Here is a 13,979-nt window from a genome sequence, read left to right on the forward strand (position 1 = left end):
GTGGAGCCCGGCCGCGGGCGGCCGCGCGCCCCGCCCAGGGACGAGGAGTGGTGGATGCAGTTCGAGGTGTGGGCCCCCGAGGCGGACTCCGTCGTGCTGGAGGCGGCGGGCGTCCGGTGCCCGATGGAGCGTGATGCGGGGCGCGAGGGGTGGTGGACGGCCGAGGCGGAGGCCTCGGACGGGGCCCGGTACGGGTTCCGGCTGGACGAGGGCCCCCTGCTGCCGGACCCCCGTTCGCGGCGTCAGCCGGACGGGCCCGACGGCCCGAGCGCGGTCGTCGACCAGGAGGCGTACGCCTGGCGCGAGGCGTGGGCGGGGCGGCGGCTGAACCGCGCGGTGCTGTACGAGCTGCACGTGGGGACGTACACACCCGAGGGCACCTTCGACGCGGCGGCGGCGCGGCTGGGCCATCTGGCCGAGCTGGGCGTCACCCATGTGTCGCTGATGCCCGTCTGCCCGTTCCCGGGCGTCAACGGCTGGGGGTACGAGGGCGTCTCGCTGTGGGCGGTGCACGAGCCGCACGGCGGACCCGAGGGGCTGAAGCGCTTGGTCGACACGGCGCACGGGCTGGGGCTCGGGGTGGTTCTGGACGTCGTCCACAACCACCTGGGCCCGTCCGGGAACCATCTGCCCGCCTTCGGCCCGTACTTCACCGACACCCACCACACCCCGTGGGGCGCGGCGGTCAATCTGGACGCGCCGGGCTCCGACGAGGTGCGGGCGTTCCTGCTGGGCAGCGCCCTGGCCTGGCTGCGCGACTACCGGCTCGACGGGTTGCGGCTCGACGCGGTGCACGCGCTGGCCGACACCCGGGCGCTCCCCTTCCTGGAGGAGCTGTCGGCGGCGGTCGACGCGCTGGCGGTCGAGGTGGGCAGGCCGCTCGGACTGATCGCCGAGTCCGACCTCTGCGACCCGCGCACCACGACCCCGCGTCCGGCGGGCGGCCTCGGGCTGCACGCCCAGTGGAACGACGACTTCCACCACGCCCTGCACACCGCGCTCACCGGCGAGTCCCAGGGCTACTACGCCGACTTCGCCCGCGCTCCGCTCGCCGCCCTCGCCAAGACGGTGACGTCCGGGTTCTTCCACAACGGGACCTTCTCCACCTTCCGGGGCCGCACCCACGGCCGTCCGGTCGACGTGACGCGCACCCCGGCCCACCGATTCGTGGGCTACGCGCAGACGCACGACCAGATCGGCAACCGGGCGCTCGGCGACCGGCTGGCCGCCTCCCTGACCCCCGGGCTCCAGGCCTGCGCGGCGGCTCTGGTGCTGACGGGTCCGTTCACGCCGATGCTCTTCATGGGCGAGGAGTGGGGGGCGCGGACCCCCTGGCAGTTCTTCACCGACCACACGGACCCGGACCTGGCCGAGGCCGTACGCAACGGCAGGCGGCGGGAGTTCGGCGCGCACGGCTGGGCCCGGGAGGAGATCCCCGACCCCCAGGACCCCGCGACCCGGGACCGGTCCTGTCTCGACTGGTCCGAGCCGGGACGCGAACCGCACGGGCGCCTGCTCGCCTGGTACCGCGAACTGATCGCGCTGCGGCGCACGTTGCCGGATCTGCACGATCCCGACCTGGCCTCGGTGAAGACGGCGTTCGACGAGGACGCGCGCTGGCTGGCGTACCGCAGGGGCGATCTGCGGATCGCGGTGAACCTCGCGGACGGGCCGGCCGCCGTCCCGCTGGGTTCCGGCCGTCACCGGCGCTTCGGCGGAAGGGTGTTGGCGGCCTGGGAGCCGGTGGAGGTCCCGGGGGCGGACGGAGTCCTGCATCTGCCGCCGGAGTCGTGCGTGGTCCTGGCCGACGACTGAACGATACCGGCCAGCCGTCAGCTTTCTTGCCTTCGCGTGCACTTCAGCTCGTAGCGTTCGGGGCAGCACACGAAACCACGGGAGGACCACCATGAAGCAGCGATTCCTGGGACGTTCGGGACTGCGCGTCAGCGAGCTGTGCCTGGGCACGATGACGTTCGGCCAGGACACCGACGAGGCGGCCGCCCACCGGATCCTCGACACGTTCACGGAGGCGGGCGGCACGTTCGTCGACACCGCCGACGTGTACAACCAGGGTGTCTCCGAGGAGATCGTCGGCCGGTGGCTGAAGGGCCGCAGGCGCGACGATCTCGTCATCGCCACCAAGGTGTTCGGGACGATGGGCGAGTCCCCGAACGCGGGCGGGCTGAGCCGCAAGCACATCGTGTCGGCGGTGGAGGCGAGCCTGCGCCGTCTCGGCACGGACCACATCGACCTGTACCAGACGCATGTGTGGGACGCGACGACGCCGGTCGAGGAGACGCTCTCCACCCTGGACACCCTGGTGAAGGCGGGCAAGGTCCGCTATCTCGGCGCGAGCAACGTCTCCGCCTCCCAGCTCCAGCGTTCCCAGGACCTCGCGGACCGGAACGGCTGGGAGCGGTACGTGTCCCTCCAGCCGCTGTACAACCTGCTGGCGCGCGAGATCGAGTGGGAGCTGGTCCCCGTCAGCGCGGCGGAGGGCGTCGGCATCATCCCGTGGAGCCCGCTCCAGGGCGGCTGGCTGACCGGCAAGTACCGGCGCGGGATGACCGCCGCCGCACCGGGCACCCGGGAGGCCCGCTACCAGGAGGAGCTGGGCCGGGAGGCCTGGCGGGAGCGGGACAACGAGGAGACCTGGCGGGTCGTGGAGGCGGTCGTCGCGGTGGCCGGGGAGGCGGGCCGCACCCCGGCGCAGACCGCGCTGCGCTGGCTGCTCGGCCGTCCCGGCGTCACCGCGCCGATCGTCGGGGCACGGACGGCGGAACAGCTGGCCGACAGTCTCGGCGCGGCGGGCTGGGAGCTGACGGCGGAGCAGGCCGAGCGGCTGGACGCGGCGAGCGCCCGGCCGCTGCCCTACCCGTACGACGTCCTGCACCGCTTCCGTGACCGGGAGCCGCGCGACGACTGAGCCGGGGAGGCCCGGGGCCGGCTACTCGACGACGGCCAGTTCGCGGGCGGTGGTGTTGAGCCGCCGCCCGCCGTCCTCGGTGACGGCCACGATGTCCTCGATCCGGACCCCGAAGCGGCCCGGGAGGTAGATGCCCGGCTCCACGGAGAAGCACATGCCGGGCACCAGCGGCTGCTCCTCGCCCTCGATCATGTAGGGCGGCTCGTGGGTGGTGACGCCGATGCCGTGGCCGGTGCGGTGGATGAACCGTTCGCCGTAGCCGAATTCGGTGATCACCGCGCGGGCGGCCCGGTCGATCTCCTGGCAGGCGACGCCGGGCCGGACGGCGGCGCAGCCCGCCTGCTGGGCCTCGCGGACGATGTCGTGGACGCGCTGCTCCTCGGCGGTGGGCTCGCCGACGTGGACCGTACGGGAGGTGTCGGAGCCGTAGCCGTGCTTGAGGCCGCCGAAGTCGAGGACGACCATGTCGCCGCGCTCGATGGTGCGTGTCCCGGCCTCGTGGTGCGGGTTGGCGCCGTTCGGGCCGGAGCCCACGACGGTGAAGTCGACCTGGGAGTGCCCGAACTCGCGGAGGAGGGCGGCCAGATCGGTGGCCACGTCGACCTCGCGGCGGCCGGAGAAGCGCACCTTGAGGATCTCCTCGTACGTGGCGTCGGCGGCGGCCCCGGCGGCGCTGAGCCGTTCCAGCTCGGCGGCGTCCTTGACCGCGCGGAGCATCGGGAGCGCTTCGGTGAGCGCGGTGTAGGAGGTGCCGGGCAGCTCCCGCTGGAGGCCGAGCAGATGCATCGCCCAGGCGTTGTCGCTGACGCCGAAGCGGCCCTCGGCGTCCAGCAGCGGGGCGGTCACCGCGTACGGGTCCTTGCCGTCGGTCCAGTCCCGCAGGGTGAGAGCCGGCGCCCCGGTGGCGGCGGCCGCGTCGGGGGCCTCCAGGGTCGGAACCACCAGGACCGGGTCCTGGCCGGCCCGCAGCACGAGGAGCGTGAGGCGTTCGGTGCTCGCGGGGCGGTAGCCGGTGAGGTGGACGAGGTCGGGGCCCGGCGCGACGATCACCCCGGCGAGCCCGGCCTCGGCGGCGGACTCGGCGGCGCGCGCCATCCGGGCCCGGTAGTCGTCGGCGGTGAAGGGCGGTGGGGCGGACTGCTGGGCGGTCGGGCTCGGGCTGGACATCAGGGCCTCCTGGCGGTGCGACACGGCACACAACATCCTGCCCGCCCGGCGGAGCGTGCGCGACCGGCTTGCCGGAATGTGGCGGACCTCGGCACCGCCGGCGGGCCGTCGGAGGCGCCCGGCGGACCGTCAGCAACGACCGGCCGCCGCTGTCGGAGACGACCGGCGTGCGCCATCGGGAACAACCGGTCGGTCAGAGGCGCACGACCAGGTCGGCCCGGTTCCGGCCCCGCTCCACCAGCCGGGCGTTCGCCTCGTCGGACCGGGCCACCCACTCCTCCGCGCCACGCCGGGGTCTGCCGTGGCGGACATGACGGTCGACGAGCCGGCGCACCCGCACCTCCGGGTCGAGTTCCAGGAACCACACCTCGTCCAGCAGGGCGCGCACCGGAGCCCAGGGACCGTCGTCGAGCAGCAGGTAGTTCCCCTCCGTGACGACGAGCGGGACGTCCGGCGGTACGGGCAGCGAACCCGCGACCGGCTCCTCCAGGGACCGGTCGAAGGCCGGGGCGTAGACCGCGTGCACCGGGTCCGGTGCGCGCAGCCGCCGCAGCAGGGCCGCGTACCCGGCCGCGTCGAAGGTGTCGGGGGCGCCCTTGCGGTCGGCGCGGCCGAGGCGCTCCAGCTCGGCGGCGGCGAGATGGAAGCCGTCCATCGGGACGAGGGCCGCGCGTCCGTCCAGGGCCGCGACGAGCCGTTCCGCCAGGGTGGACTTCCCGGCTCCGGGTGGACCCGCGATCCCCAGGAGACGTCGCCCCCCGGTCGCCGCGAGGGCGCGGGCCCGGTCCGTCAACGCGGCCCGGCCGCCGGTGGTCGTGCCGTCCAGGATGTCCATGCGGGGCATTGTGCGCGACGGCGAGCACCTCGGCGTTAGTGTTACGTATAACCTCATCGATGGAAGGACTCCCCCGCCATGTCCCGTATCGCCTTGGTCACCCTGGTCGTCCGCGACTACGACGAGGCTCTCGCGTTCTACCGCGACGCGCTCGGCTTCGAGGTGGCTGAGGACACCGACCGGGGCGACGGCACCCGCTGGTTGGTGGTGCGCCCGCGCGGGTCCGCGCCCGGCACGGGGCTGCTGCTGGCCCGCGCGAAGGACGAGGTCCAGCGCGGGGCGGTGGGGGCGCAGACGGGCGGCCGGGTCGGCTTCTTCCTGCACAGCGAGGACTTCGCGGCCGACCACGCCCGGATGGCGGCGGCCGGGGTGCGGTTCCTGGAGGAGCCCCGGCACGAGACGTACGGCTCCGTCGCGGTCTTCGAGGACCTCTACGGCAACCGCTGGGACCTGCTCCAGCCGGCCGCCTGACCCCGCCCCGGCCTGTCAGGGAGTGAACCCGTCCCGGCCCTCCAGGTAGGCCAGCACCGCGAGGACGCGGCGGTGGACGGCGCCGTCGTCCGGTTCCAGGCCGAGCTTGGCGAAGATCGAGCCGATGTGCTTGCTCACCGCCCGTTCGGAGACGGTGAGTTCGGCGGCGATGGTGGCGTTGGCCTTGCCCTGCGCCATGTGTTCCAGGACTTCGCGCTCCCGGGCGGTGAGGCTCTGGAGCGGGCCCGCCGAGGACTTGCGGGTGAGGAGCTGGGTGACGACCTCCGGGTCGAGCGCGGTGCCGCCCGCCGCCACCCGGTCCAGGGCCTCCAGGAACTGCTCGACCCGGCCCACCCGGTCCTTGAGCAGGTAGCCGATGCCCCGGGCGCCCCGGGCGAGCAGCTCGGCGGCGTACGTCTCCTCGACGTACTGCGACAGGACCAGGATCGGCAGGTCGGGCAGTTCGGCACGGGCGGCGATCGCGGCCCGCAGCCCCTCGTCGCGGAAGGTGGGCGGCAGCCGTACGTCCAGCACGGCGACGTCCGGGCGGTGTTCGAGCAGGGCGGGCAGGATCTCCGGGCCGGCCGCCGCGTCGGCCACCACCTCGTGTCCGGAGCTGGTGAGCAGGAGGACGAGGCCCTCGCGCAGGAGGGCGTTGTCCTCGGCGATCACGATCCGCACGGCAGCTCCACTTCGATGTCCGTCGGCCCCCCGGCGGGGCTGCTGACGCGGGTGGCGCCGTCCAGTGCGGCGACCCGCCGCCGGATGCCCACCAGCCCGCTGCCGGCGCGTTCGTCCGCGCCGCCGTGACCATCGTCGCCGATGGTCACCCGCAGGATGCCGGGGGGCCGGTCGACGCGGACCCGGGCGGCGGTGGCGCCGCTGTGCTTGCTGATGTTGGTGAGCGCCTCGGCGACCACGAAGTAGGCGGCGGCCTCGATCGCGGCGGGCAGCCGCCGCCCGTCCTCCACCCCGCCCAGGTCCACCGTGACGGGTACGGCGACATCGGCGGCCAGGGCCCGTACGGCACCGGCCAGTCCACGGTCGGTGAGGACCGGCGGGTGGATGCCGCGCACCACGTGACGCAGCTCGGCGAGCGCGGCTTCGGCACCGTCCTGGGCCTCGTCCAGGCGGGCTCGCGCGGCGGCCGGATCGCGGTCGAGGAGCTGTTTGGCGAGGCCGATCCGCATCGACAGGGCGACGATCCGGGCCTGGGCGCCGTCGTGCAGGTCCCGCTCGATGCGCCGCAGTTCGGCCCCGTGCGCGGCGACCGCGCCGGCCCGGCTCTCCGTGAGGTGGGCGATCCGCTCGGTGAGTTCGGCGGCGGGCGGCGGGGCGAGCAGGGCCATGGTCCAGCCCGCCGAGAGGTCGGCCAGCACCGGGTGCCAGCGCAGTGCCCAGCCCGGCCGGTCGGGCGGCTCGATGCCGTACTCGTCGGCCCGCCGCCGGTCCACCAGTCCCACGACGGACAGTGCGATGCCGTCCACCAGCAGGGCGACGGGCCACAGGATCATCGTGAGGTAGCCGAGCCCCATGCCGAAGAACGACTGGACGGGCAGCCAGAGCGCGAGCCGCCAGGTGGTCCGGTCGGTGAGCGTCCGCCGGACCCGTTCGGGCAGCTCGCCGCCGCCCAGCGGCGGATACGACGCGGGGCGGTGTCCCGGCCCGAGCCGGGCCGCCGCCCTGCGGCTCTCCGCCGACGCGGCCCGGCGCAGCAGCGTGGCGGCCTCCGGCAGCGCGGGCAGCCCGATGATCGCGACGGCGAACAGGAGGGCGGCCACCACCAGGAACGCGCCGACGTAGGTCAGCATCGCCACCCCGATGCCGACGAGGAGGTAGCGCGAGGCGTCCCAGGAACGCCGGACGGCGAGCGTGAGGGGATCGGGTGGCGAGCTGCTCATGGCAGCCCACGGTACGGGGGCGGGCCCGCCGCCGGAGGGGGGCGGTCCCCCGGCCGGGGGTGGAGCTGGCTGCACCCCCGGTCCGGTAGTGCGCACCCTCGCCCGGCGACGCCCCGTCTCATAGCGTTCTAGCAGGTCAAACAGTACGGGGACGGTGGAGGCGAACAGTGGGTACGACGATGGTGGAGCAGGCGGCCGCGCTCGGTCTGGAGGGGGTGAGCCGGAGCTACGGGCGGCGCGGGAGCAGTCGGAGGACGACGGCGCTCGACGGGGTCAGTTGCAGGGTCCCGGCCGGAAGCTTCACCGCGGTGGTCGGGCCCTCGGGGTCGGGCAAGAGCACCTTCCTCCAGGTCGCGGCGGGCCTGGACCGGCCGACCTCGGGCACGGTCAGGATCGCCGGCACGGATCTCGGGTCGCTCTCGGAGGCCGCGCTGACGCGGTTGCGCCGGGACCGGATCGGGTTCGTCTTCCAGTCGCACGCGCTCAACCTGGTGCCGTCGCTGTCCATCGAGGAGAACGTGGTGCTGCCGCTGGTGCTGGGCGGCGCGGACCCGGGCGGCACCGACGTGCTGGCGCGGGGGCGGGAGCTGCTGGCCCGGGTGGGTCTCGCGGGGCGCGGCGGCGACGGGCCGTCGACGCTGTCGGGCGGCCAGCAGCAGCGGGTCGCGGTGGCGCGGGCGCTGGTGACGGAGCCCGAGGTGATCTTCGCGGACGAGCCGACCGCCTCCCTCGACCCGGAGTCCGCGGCGCTGGTGCTGGCACTGCTGCGGGACGCCGTACGGATCGAGGGCCGCACGGTCGTGATGGTCACCCATGACCCGGTGGCGGCGAGCTGGGCGGACACCGTGCTGACGATGGACGGCGGTCGGCTGCGATGAGAAGGCGTACGGGCCCGGTGGCCCAGGAGCAGTCGGAAGCAGCGGACGGGCGTACGGGCGTGGCGGCCCGGGAGCCGTCGGGAGCACGGACCGGACGTGCGAGCACGGCGGCGCGGGAGTCGCTGGGGGTGCGGCAGGGTTCGCGGCGGGCGTCGGTGTTCCTGGCCCGGCGGTCGCTGGCCACGCACCGGCGGGCCTGGGCGGCGGTGATCGTGGCGACGGGCGCGGCCGCCGCGCTGATCGGCGCGTTCGCGTTCGTCGTCGGCTCGCTGCTGGTGGCCGCGCCGCCGGTGCAGCGGTACACCGGCGCGGACGCGGTGGTGGTGGCGGACCAGAAGGTGTCGTACACCGCGAAGCCGTGGGGCAGTGAACCGCGGACCACGACGGCGTACCTGCCCGAGCGGGCCCGCCTGGACCGGTCGGTGCTGGCCGCGGTGGCGGGGGCCGACGGGGTGGCGAAGGCCGTCGCCGACGATTCCGTGCCGGTGTCCACGGGCGACGGGCGGCCGGCGGTGGGCCGCTCCTGGCCGTCCGCCGTCCTCACCCGGTACGAGCTGGCCGAGGGCCGGGCCCCCAGGGAGGCGACCGAGGTCGTCCTGGACGCTGCGCTCGCGGCGGGCGGTCCCGCCCCGGGCGAGCGGGTCGTGCTGCGGGCCGACGGAGTCGCCCGGACGTACACCGTCAGCGGGGTCGCCCGCACCGGCGACGGGGGCGACGCTTCCCCGGCCGTGTTCTTCACCGAGCCCCGGCTGACCGCCCTGGCCGGGCACCCGGGCCGGATCGACGCGATCGGCGTGGTCGCGGAGCCGGGCGTCTCGCGGGACGCGCTGCGGGACGCGGTCGGCGCGGTCCTGCCGGAGCGTTCGGGCGTCCCCGGGTCCGACCGGGGGGTGCGGGTGCTGACGGGTGCGGAGCGCGGGGAGGCCGAGCACGTGGACGCGCTCGGCGGACGCGGCGATCAGCTGGGCCTGCTCGGTTCGATCGCCGGCACCGTGCTGATGGTGGCGCTCCTCGTGATCGCCTCGACGCTGTCCCAGGCGATCCGCCAGCGGTCCGGGGAGCTGGCGCTGCTGCGGGCGGTGGGGGCCTCGCCCCGTCAGCTGCGGTCCGCGATCGGCCGGGAGGCGGGCCGGGTGTCAGCGGCGGCGGCGCTGCTGGGCGGCATCGGTGCCGTGCCGCTGGGTCTCGCGATGCGTTCGCTGCTGACGACCGGTCCGCTGCCGCTGCCGGTGCCGTGGTGGTTGCCGCCCGCCGCGGCGCTGACCGGCGGGCTGCTGGTCGCGCTGCTCGCGCGGCCGGTCGCGATGCTCGCGGCCCGGTCCATCACCCGGCTGCGGCCGGCCGCCGCGCTGGGTGCGGCGACGGCGGACGAGCCGAGCGAGCCGGGACGGTTCCGTACGGTGGCGGGGTTGGTGCTGGCCTTCGCAGGGATCAGCTCGGCGGGGGTCGCGACGACGCAGAGCGGTCAGGCTGCGGGCGCGGCCGCCTCGGGCGCGGCGATGTCCCTCGTGATCGCGGTCGCCCTGCTGGGACCCCGGATCTCCCGGATCGTCCTGGGCGTGCTGGGCCGTCCGCTGCGGAAGGCGGGCGGGGTCTCGGGGTTTCTGGCCGAGCGGGCCGCCTCGGCGCACACCCGGCGGCTCGCCACCGCGTTCACCCCCATCGTGCTGGTGGTCGCGTTCGTCTGCGTGCAGCTCGCCTCGGGGCCGACGATGGAGCGGGCCGCCGGCCACCAGGCGTCCGCCGCGCTGCGGGCGGACCTGGTGGCGACGGGCGGCGGGGCGGGGCTGCCCGCCGGAGCGGCCCTGGCGGTGCGGGAGGCTCCGGGGGTCACGGCGGCGACCGGGGTGCTGCGTTCGGCGGTCGTCCTGGCCGACCGGCAGGCCGGCGAGCCGGTGCTGACCCGGCTGCCCGTGCTGGGCGTGGAGGCGCGCGGCCTGTCCGGCACGCTCGATCCCGGCGTCACGGCGGGCGATCTGGACCGGCTCACGGGGCGGGACGCCGTCGCGGTCGGGGCGGACCGGGCGAAGAGCCTCGACGTCTCCCCCGGGGACCGGGTCGCGCTGCGGCTCGGCGACGGTACGCGGGTGGAACCGCGGGTCGTCGCGGTGTACGAACACGAGCTGGGCATCGGTGAGTTCCTCTTCCCGCGCGAGGCGCTGGCTGGCCATGTCTCGGCCGCACGGGACCAGGCCGTACTGATCCGGACCGGGACCGGGACCGCGTCCGGTGCGGACCCGGCGGCCGCGGTGCGGGAGGCGCTGGCTCCGTACGGCGGCGGGGTCGCGGTGCGGGCCGCCACGGGCGACGACGTGGCGATCGCTCCGCCGGTGTCGGACGGGGACAACGCCGTGATCGTCATCGGCGTCGGGGTGATCGGCGGCTTCGCGCTGCTGGCGGTGGTGAGCACGCTGGCGCTGATCACGATCGGCCGCCGGGGCGAGTTCCGGCTGCTGCGGATGGTCGGCACGGGGCGTCGACAGCTGCGGCGGATGCTGGTGCTGGAGACCGGCATGGTCACGTTCGCCGGTCTGGTGATCGGCACGGCGGTGGCCGCGGTCCCGCTGACCGCGTTCGCCGTCTCGCTGGCGGGCACGGCCCCGTATCTCCCACCGGTGCACTACGCGGTGATCGCGGGGGCGGTGGCGCTCGCCGCCGCGGCGGGGACGCTGGTCCCGGGCGCGTCGGCCGGGGGACGCTTCGCCCTGGGACGCCGGGCGGGGTGAGGGGCGGGCCGGGGGCCCGGGCTCAGGTGGTGCCGCGGGTCATCAGGCGGTGCGGCACGATGAGTTCCTGCGGGGGAACCGTGTTGCCCGGGCTGTAGATGCGGTCGGCCAGGCATTGCAGGGACCGTTCGGCGATCTGTTGCTTGGCCGGTGAGATCGTGGTCAGCGGAGGATTGCTGTAGTGACCGTCCTCGATGTCGTCGAATCCGACGATCGCGACGTCCTCGGGGACGCGCAGGCCGCGTCGGTGTGCTGTGTGCAGGGCGCCCAGGGCGAGTTCGTCGCTGAAGGCGAACACGGCGTCGGGGGCGACCGGTCCCTCCAGCAGTTCGGTCATGGCCCGGGCGCCGTCCGCCCGGTGCAGGGCGGGCACGGCACGCTCCGCGTCCTCGTTCCGGGGAAGGCCGGCGCGGTCCAGGGCACGCCGGTAGCCCTCCACGCGCAGGCGGGCGGTGCCGTTGCGCAGATGCGGCTGCGTGCCGATGGCGGCGATACGTCGCCGGCCGAGGCCGATCAGGTGGTCCGTGGCTTCCTCGGCAGCGGCGACGTTGTCGACGGCGACACGATCGGCCGCTCCGTGCGAACCGCGCTCGCCGAGCAGGACGAGGGGGACCGTCGGGCCGGTGGCCGCGAGTTCGGCGGGATCGAGCGCCCAGGGGCTGATGATGAGGCCGTCGACCACGCGTCCGCCGCCCGGGGTGAGCAGTCGGCGCTCGGCCTCCGCGTCCCCCCGCGTCTGGTCGATGACGACGGTCCACGAGCGTCGCCGGGCCTCGTCCAGCAGGAGGGCGGCCAGTTCGCCGAAGTAGGGCGAGTGCAGTTCGGGAATGGCCAGGCCGATGATGCCGGTGCGGCCGGCCCGCAGACTCCGGGCAGCGAGGTTGGGCCGATAGCCGAGTTCGTCGATCGCCTCCTGTACACGTCGGCGGGTCTCCGCAGCCACCGGCGCCGATCCGCTGACCACGTTGGAGACGGTGCGTACGGAGACTCCGGCTCGGGCTGCCACGTCCTTCAGACGACTGCTCACCTCGGCATCGTGTCATGCGCGCCAGAACTCCACGCACACGGGTATTGCAACGTTGCATGCATCGATGTAACTGTGGGGCGGAAGCCCGTTCGCTCCGTTCGCTCCGTTCGCTCCGTTCGCAAGAAGGCGAGGATGACCGTGCCCGAAAACGCCGATGCGTCCACCACCGCTGACGTCGATGCCGTGCCCAGCCCCACCGATGCCCCCGTGGAGGTGACGCAGGACGTGGCCAACCTGTATTCGGCCGGCATCACCGCACGGAAGGGGGCCTTCACCGTGGAGTGGGCCGACCGGCTGCGCGAGGACATCGAGACCGCGTTCGAGGAGGCACGCTCCAGGCCGGGCGGCGCGGTGGGCCGGGGGCCCCACCGCTACTACGTGGAGATCCACCCCGAGCAGTTGCGGGGATTCGTCGACCTCGTCGACCATCCCTGGGTCCGGGCGGTGGCCACCGCCGTCCTCGGCCCCGACTACCGCATCGTCGAGCTCGGATTCGACGTACCCCTCGAAGGCGCGGTGAACCAGCCATGGCACCGGGACTTCCCCATCCCCGAGAACGCCCGCGCCGAACGCCGCCTCACCTCCCTCGCGTTCAACGTCACCGCCGTCGACACGGCCCCTGACATGGGGCCCTTCGAGATCGCGCCGGGTACCCAGTGGGACGACGAGCCCGATTTCGAACAGGGAATGTTCCCGGCGCGCCGGAGTCACCCCCGCTATGAGCAGCTCGCAGTGCGCAAGTATCCGCAGCGCGGCGACATCTCGGCCCGCTCCGCGCTCACCATCCACCGCGGCACCAGGAACGAGTCGGCCAAGGCCCGGCCCGTCCTCGTGCTGGGCCTCGACGGACCCGACGCGCACAATGCCGACCGCCACGACGCCGCTGTCTCACGGCGGTTCTGGGACGGCCTGCCGCAGCGGGTCCGTCACCACCTCGACTGCCCGGTCGTCGACGAACTGACGCCCATCACGCAGAAGCACACCATCGAGGGTCTGGTCATGGGCGCCCCCTGACCCGGGCCTGTGGCCCGCGCCGCCCGACCCGGGACCGCCCGATCCGGGCCACAGGACCCGCACCGCCCGGCGGACCTGGGCGGTGCTCAGACCCGCGCCAGGCCCGCTTCCCGTACGGCCACCGCCTCCATCGCGTCCAGCACCGGCCGGATCAGCGGATGGCCCTCGGCCCCCTGCCGTACGGCCGCGAAGACGCGCCGGGTGGGGGCGCTCCCCTCGACGGGGCGGACGACCACCCCGGTCAGCTCCATCCCGCGCAGCGCTGACCTGGGCACCAGGGCCACCCCGGCGTCCGCCCCGGCCAGGGCCACCACGGCACGGAAGTCGTCCGACGAGTGTTCGAGGCGGGGGGCGAACCCGGCGAACTCGCAGGCCAGGACCACCACGTCATGGCAGGGGTTGCCCGGGTAGGGCCCGATCCACGGGTCCTTCGCTAGGTCGGCCACCGCCACCTGGTCCTGGTCCGCGAGGCGGTGGTCCACCGGGAGCACCGCGTCGAACGGCTCCGAGTACAGGGGGACACGGGTCAGGCGGCGGTCGTCCTCGGCGGGCGCGCCCCGGTATTCGACGGCCACCGCCACGTCGACCTGCCGGTCCAGCACCATCGGCACGCTCGCGTCGCCCTCCGCGTCCTGGACCTTGACCCGGATGCCGGGCGCGGTGCGGGCCAGTTCGGTGAGGGCGGGGGCGAGAACGAGGCCGATGCCGGTGGCGAACGCGGCGACCGTGACCGTACCGGCGACGCCCGCGCTGTAGTCGGCGAGCTCCGCCTCCGCTCGCTCCAGCTGGGCCAGGACCACGTTGGTGTGGCTCAGCAGGATCTCCCCGGCTGCGGTGAGCCGGGCGCCTCGCGCACCGCGTTCGACGAGGCGGTGGCCGGTCTCCTGCTCCAGGGCGGCGAGCTGCTGGGAGACGGCGGAGGGCGTCAGGTACAACGCGGCGGCGGCCGCGGTCACCGTGCGGTGGTCGGCCACCGCACGGAGGATTCGCAGCCGCCGCGCATCGATCATGTGCCCATTGTCCCAGGTCGCGGC

Annotated in this window: 12 protein-coding genes; 6 read left to right on the forward strand and 6 right to left on the reverse strand. The window is 74.7% G+C overall.

Annotated elements, in window-relative coordinates:
* The first annotated feature begins 54 nt into the window (after positions 1 to 54).
* Both treZ and ACH4RG_RS28290 read left to right on the forward strand, forming a co-directional pair.
* A complete protein-coding gene (gene treZ, locus ACH4RG_RS28285; RefSeq protein ID WP_398540447.1) occupies positions 55 to 1,815 on the forward strand; it encodes a malto-oligosyltrehalose trehalohydrolase in 1,761 nt (586 codons plus the stop codon).
* Between the two features lie 91 nt (positions 1,816 to 1,906).
* Positions 1,907 to 2,926 (forward strand): aldo/keto reductase, encoded by a 1,020-nt coding sequence (locus ACH4RG_RS28290; protein ID WP_397922113.1) that lies wholly within the window; start codon positions 1,907 to 1,909, stop codon positions 2,924 to 2,926.
* A 21-nt stretch (positions 2,927 to 2,947) separates the two neighbouring features.
* Here ACH4RG_RS28290 and ACH4RG_RS28295 read toward each other — a convergent pair whose 3' ends face one another.
* On the reverse strand, positions 2,948 to 4,093 hold the full coding sequence (locus tag ACH4RG_RS28295) for a M24 family metallopeptidase (RefSeq protein WP_398540448.1): 1,146 nt from the start codon (positions 4,091 to 4,093) through the stop codon (positions 2,948 to 2,950).
* Positions 4,094 to 4,286: 193 nt separating this feature from the next.
* Positions 4,287 to 4,928: a nucleoside/nucleotide kinase family protein gene (locus ACH4RG_RS28300; RefSeq protein WP_398540449.1), complete on the reverse strand. Its 642-nt coding sequence runs from the start codon at positions 4,926 to 4,928 to the stop codon at positions 4,287 to 4,289.
* A 78-nt stretch (positions 4,929 to 5,006) separates the two neighbouring features.
* On the opposite strand from ACH4RG_RS28300, the gene ACH4RG_RS28305 reads away from it, so the two are divergent.
* Positions 5,007 to 5,399: a VOC family protein gene (locus ACH4RG_RS28305; protein ID WP_397922107.1), complete on the forward strand. Its 393-nt coding sequence runs from the start codon at positions 5,007 to 5,009 to the stop codon at positions 5,397 to 5,399.
* A gap of 15 nt (positions 5,400 to 5,414) precedes the next feature.
* Here ACH4RG_RS28305 and ACH4RG_RS28310 read toward each other — a convergent pair whose 3' ends face one another.
* Positions 5,415 to 6,080, reverse strand: a complete 666-nt coding sequence (locus ACH4RG_RS28310; protein WP_073803877.1) for a response regulator transcription factor — start codon at positions 6,078 to 6,080, stop codon at positions 5,415 to 5,417.
* The gene (locus ACH4RG_RS28315; RefSeq protein ID WP_398540450.1) at positions 6,068 to 7,300 is read right to left on the reverse strand and encodes a histidine kinase; all 1,233 of its coding nucleotides are present in this window, start codon (positions 7,298 to 7,300) and stop codon (positions 6,068 to 6,070) included. Before ACH4RG_RS28315 ends, ACH4RG_RS28310 begins: the two co-directional genes overlap by 13 nt.
* A 179-nt stretch (positions 7,301 to 7,479) precedes the next feature.
* On the opposite strand from ACH4RG_RS28315, the gene ACH4RG_RS28320 reads away from it, so the two are divergent.
* Positions 7,480 to 8,178: an ABC transporter ATP-binding protein gene (locus tag ACH4RG_RS28320; RefSeq protein WP_397922493.1), complete on the forward strand. Its 699-nt coding sequence runs from the start codon at positions 7,480 to 7,482 to the stop codon at positions 8,176 to 8,178.
* Positions 8,175 to 10,904 carry an FtsX-like permease family protein gene (locus tag ACH4RG_RS28325; RefSeq protein WP_398540451.1) on the forward strand — a complete coding sequence of 910 codons (2,730 nt, stop codon included), beginning with the start codon at positions 8,175 to 8,177 and terminating at the stop codon, positions 10,902 to 10,904. The genes ACH4RG_RS28320 and ACH4RG_RS28325 overlap by 4 nt, the downstream gene beginning before the upstream one ends.
* Positions 10,905 to 10,926: 22 nt before the next feature.
* On the opposite strand, the gene ACH4RG_RS28330 is transcribed toward ACH4RG_RS28325, so the two are convergent.
* Complete coding sequence (locus tag ACH4RG_RS28330; protein ID WP_397922101.1) at positions 10,927 to 11,931, reverse strand: LacI family DNA-binding transcriptional regulator; 1,005 nt, start codon at positions 11,929 to 11,931, stop codon at positions 10,927 to 10,929.
* A 132-nt stretch (positions 11,932 to 12,063) separates the two neighbouring features.
* On the opposite strand from ACH4RG_RS28330, the gene ACH4RG_RS28335 reads away from it, so the two are divergent.
* Positions 12,064 to 12,945 (forward strand): phytanoyl-CoA dioxygenase family protein, encoded by an 882-nt coding sequence (locus ACH4RG_RS28335; RefSeq protein ID WP_397922099.1) that lies wholly within the window; start codon positions 12,064 to 12,066, stop codon positions 12,943 to 12,945.
* 86 nt (positions 12,946 to 13,031) lie between these two features.
* Here ACH4RG_RS28335 and ACH4RG_RS28340 read toward each other — a convergent pair whose 3' ends face one another.
* Positions 13,032 to 13,955, reverse strand: a complete 924-nt coding sequence (locus ACH4RG_RS28340) for a LysR family transcriptional regulator (RefSeq protein WP_397922097.1) — start codon at positions 13,953 to 13,955, stop codon at positions 13,032 to 13,034.
* Positions 13,956 to 13,979 lie beyond the last annotated feature (24 nt).

This window comes from Streptomyces sp. NPDC021019, assembly GCF_044333295.1.
Taxonomy (GTDB): domain Bacteria; phylum Actinomycetota; class Actinomycetes; order Streptomycetales; family Streptomycetaceae; genus Streptomyces.

Excerpts from the sequence above, each read along its gene's own strand:
- ACH4RG_RS28315 (WP_398540450.1), bottom strand. The coding sequence starts at position 7,300 with ATGAGCAGCTCGCCACCCGATCCCCTCACGCTCGCCGTCCGGCGTTCC.
- treZ (WP_398540447.1), top strand. The coding sequence starts at position 55 with ATGCAGTTCGAGGTGTGGGCCCCCGAGGCGGACTCCGTCGTGCTGGAG.
- ACH4RG_RS28320 (WP_397922493.1), top strand. The coding sequence starts at position 7,480 with ATGGTGGAGCAGGCGGCCGCGCTCGGTCTGGAGGGGGTGAGCCGGAGC.
- ACH4RG_RS28295 (WP_398540448.1), bottom strand. The coding sequence starts at position 4,093 with ATGTCCAGCCCGAGCCCGACCGCCCAGCAGTCCGCCCCACCGCCCTTC.
- ACH4RG_RS28300 (WP_398540449.1), bottom strand. The coding sequence starts at position 4,928 with ATGGACATCCTGGACGGCACGACCACCGGCGGCCGGGCCGCGTTGACG.
- ACH4RG_RS28325 (WP_398540451.1), top strand. The coding sequence starts at position 8,175 with ATGAGAAGGCGTACGGGCCCGGTGGCCCAGGAGCAGTCGGAAGCAGCG.
- ACH4RG_RS28305 (WP_397922107.1), top strand. The coding sequence starts at position 5,007 with ATGTCCCGTATCGCCTTGGTCACCCTGGTCGTCCGCGACTACGACGAG.
- ACH4RG_RS28335 (WP_397922099.1), top strand. The coding sequence starts at position 12,064 with ATGACCGTGCCCGAAAACGCCGATGCGTCCACCACCGCTGACGTCGAT.
- ACH4RG_RS28340 (WP_397922097.1), bottom strand. The coding sequence starts at position 13,955 with ATGATCGATGCGCGGCGGCTGCGAATCCTCCGTGCGGTGGCCGACCAC.
- ACH4RG_RS28290 (WP_397922113.1), top strand. The coding sequence starts at position 1,907 with ATGAAGCAGCGATTCCTGGGACGTTCGGGACTGCGCGTCAGCGAGCTG.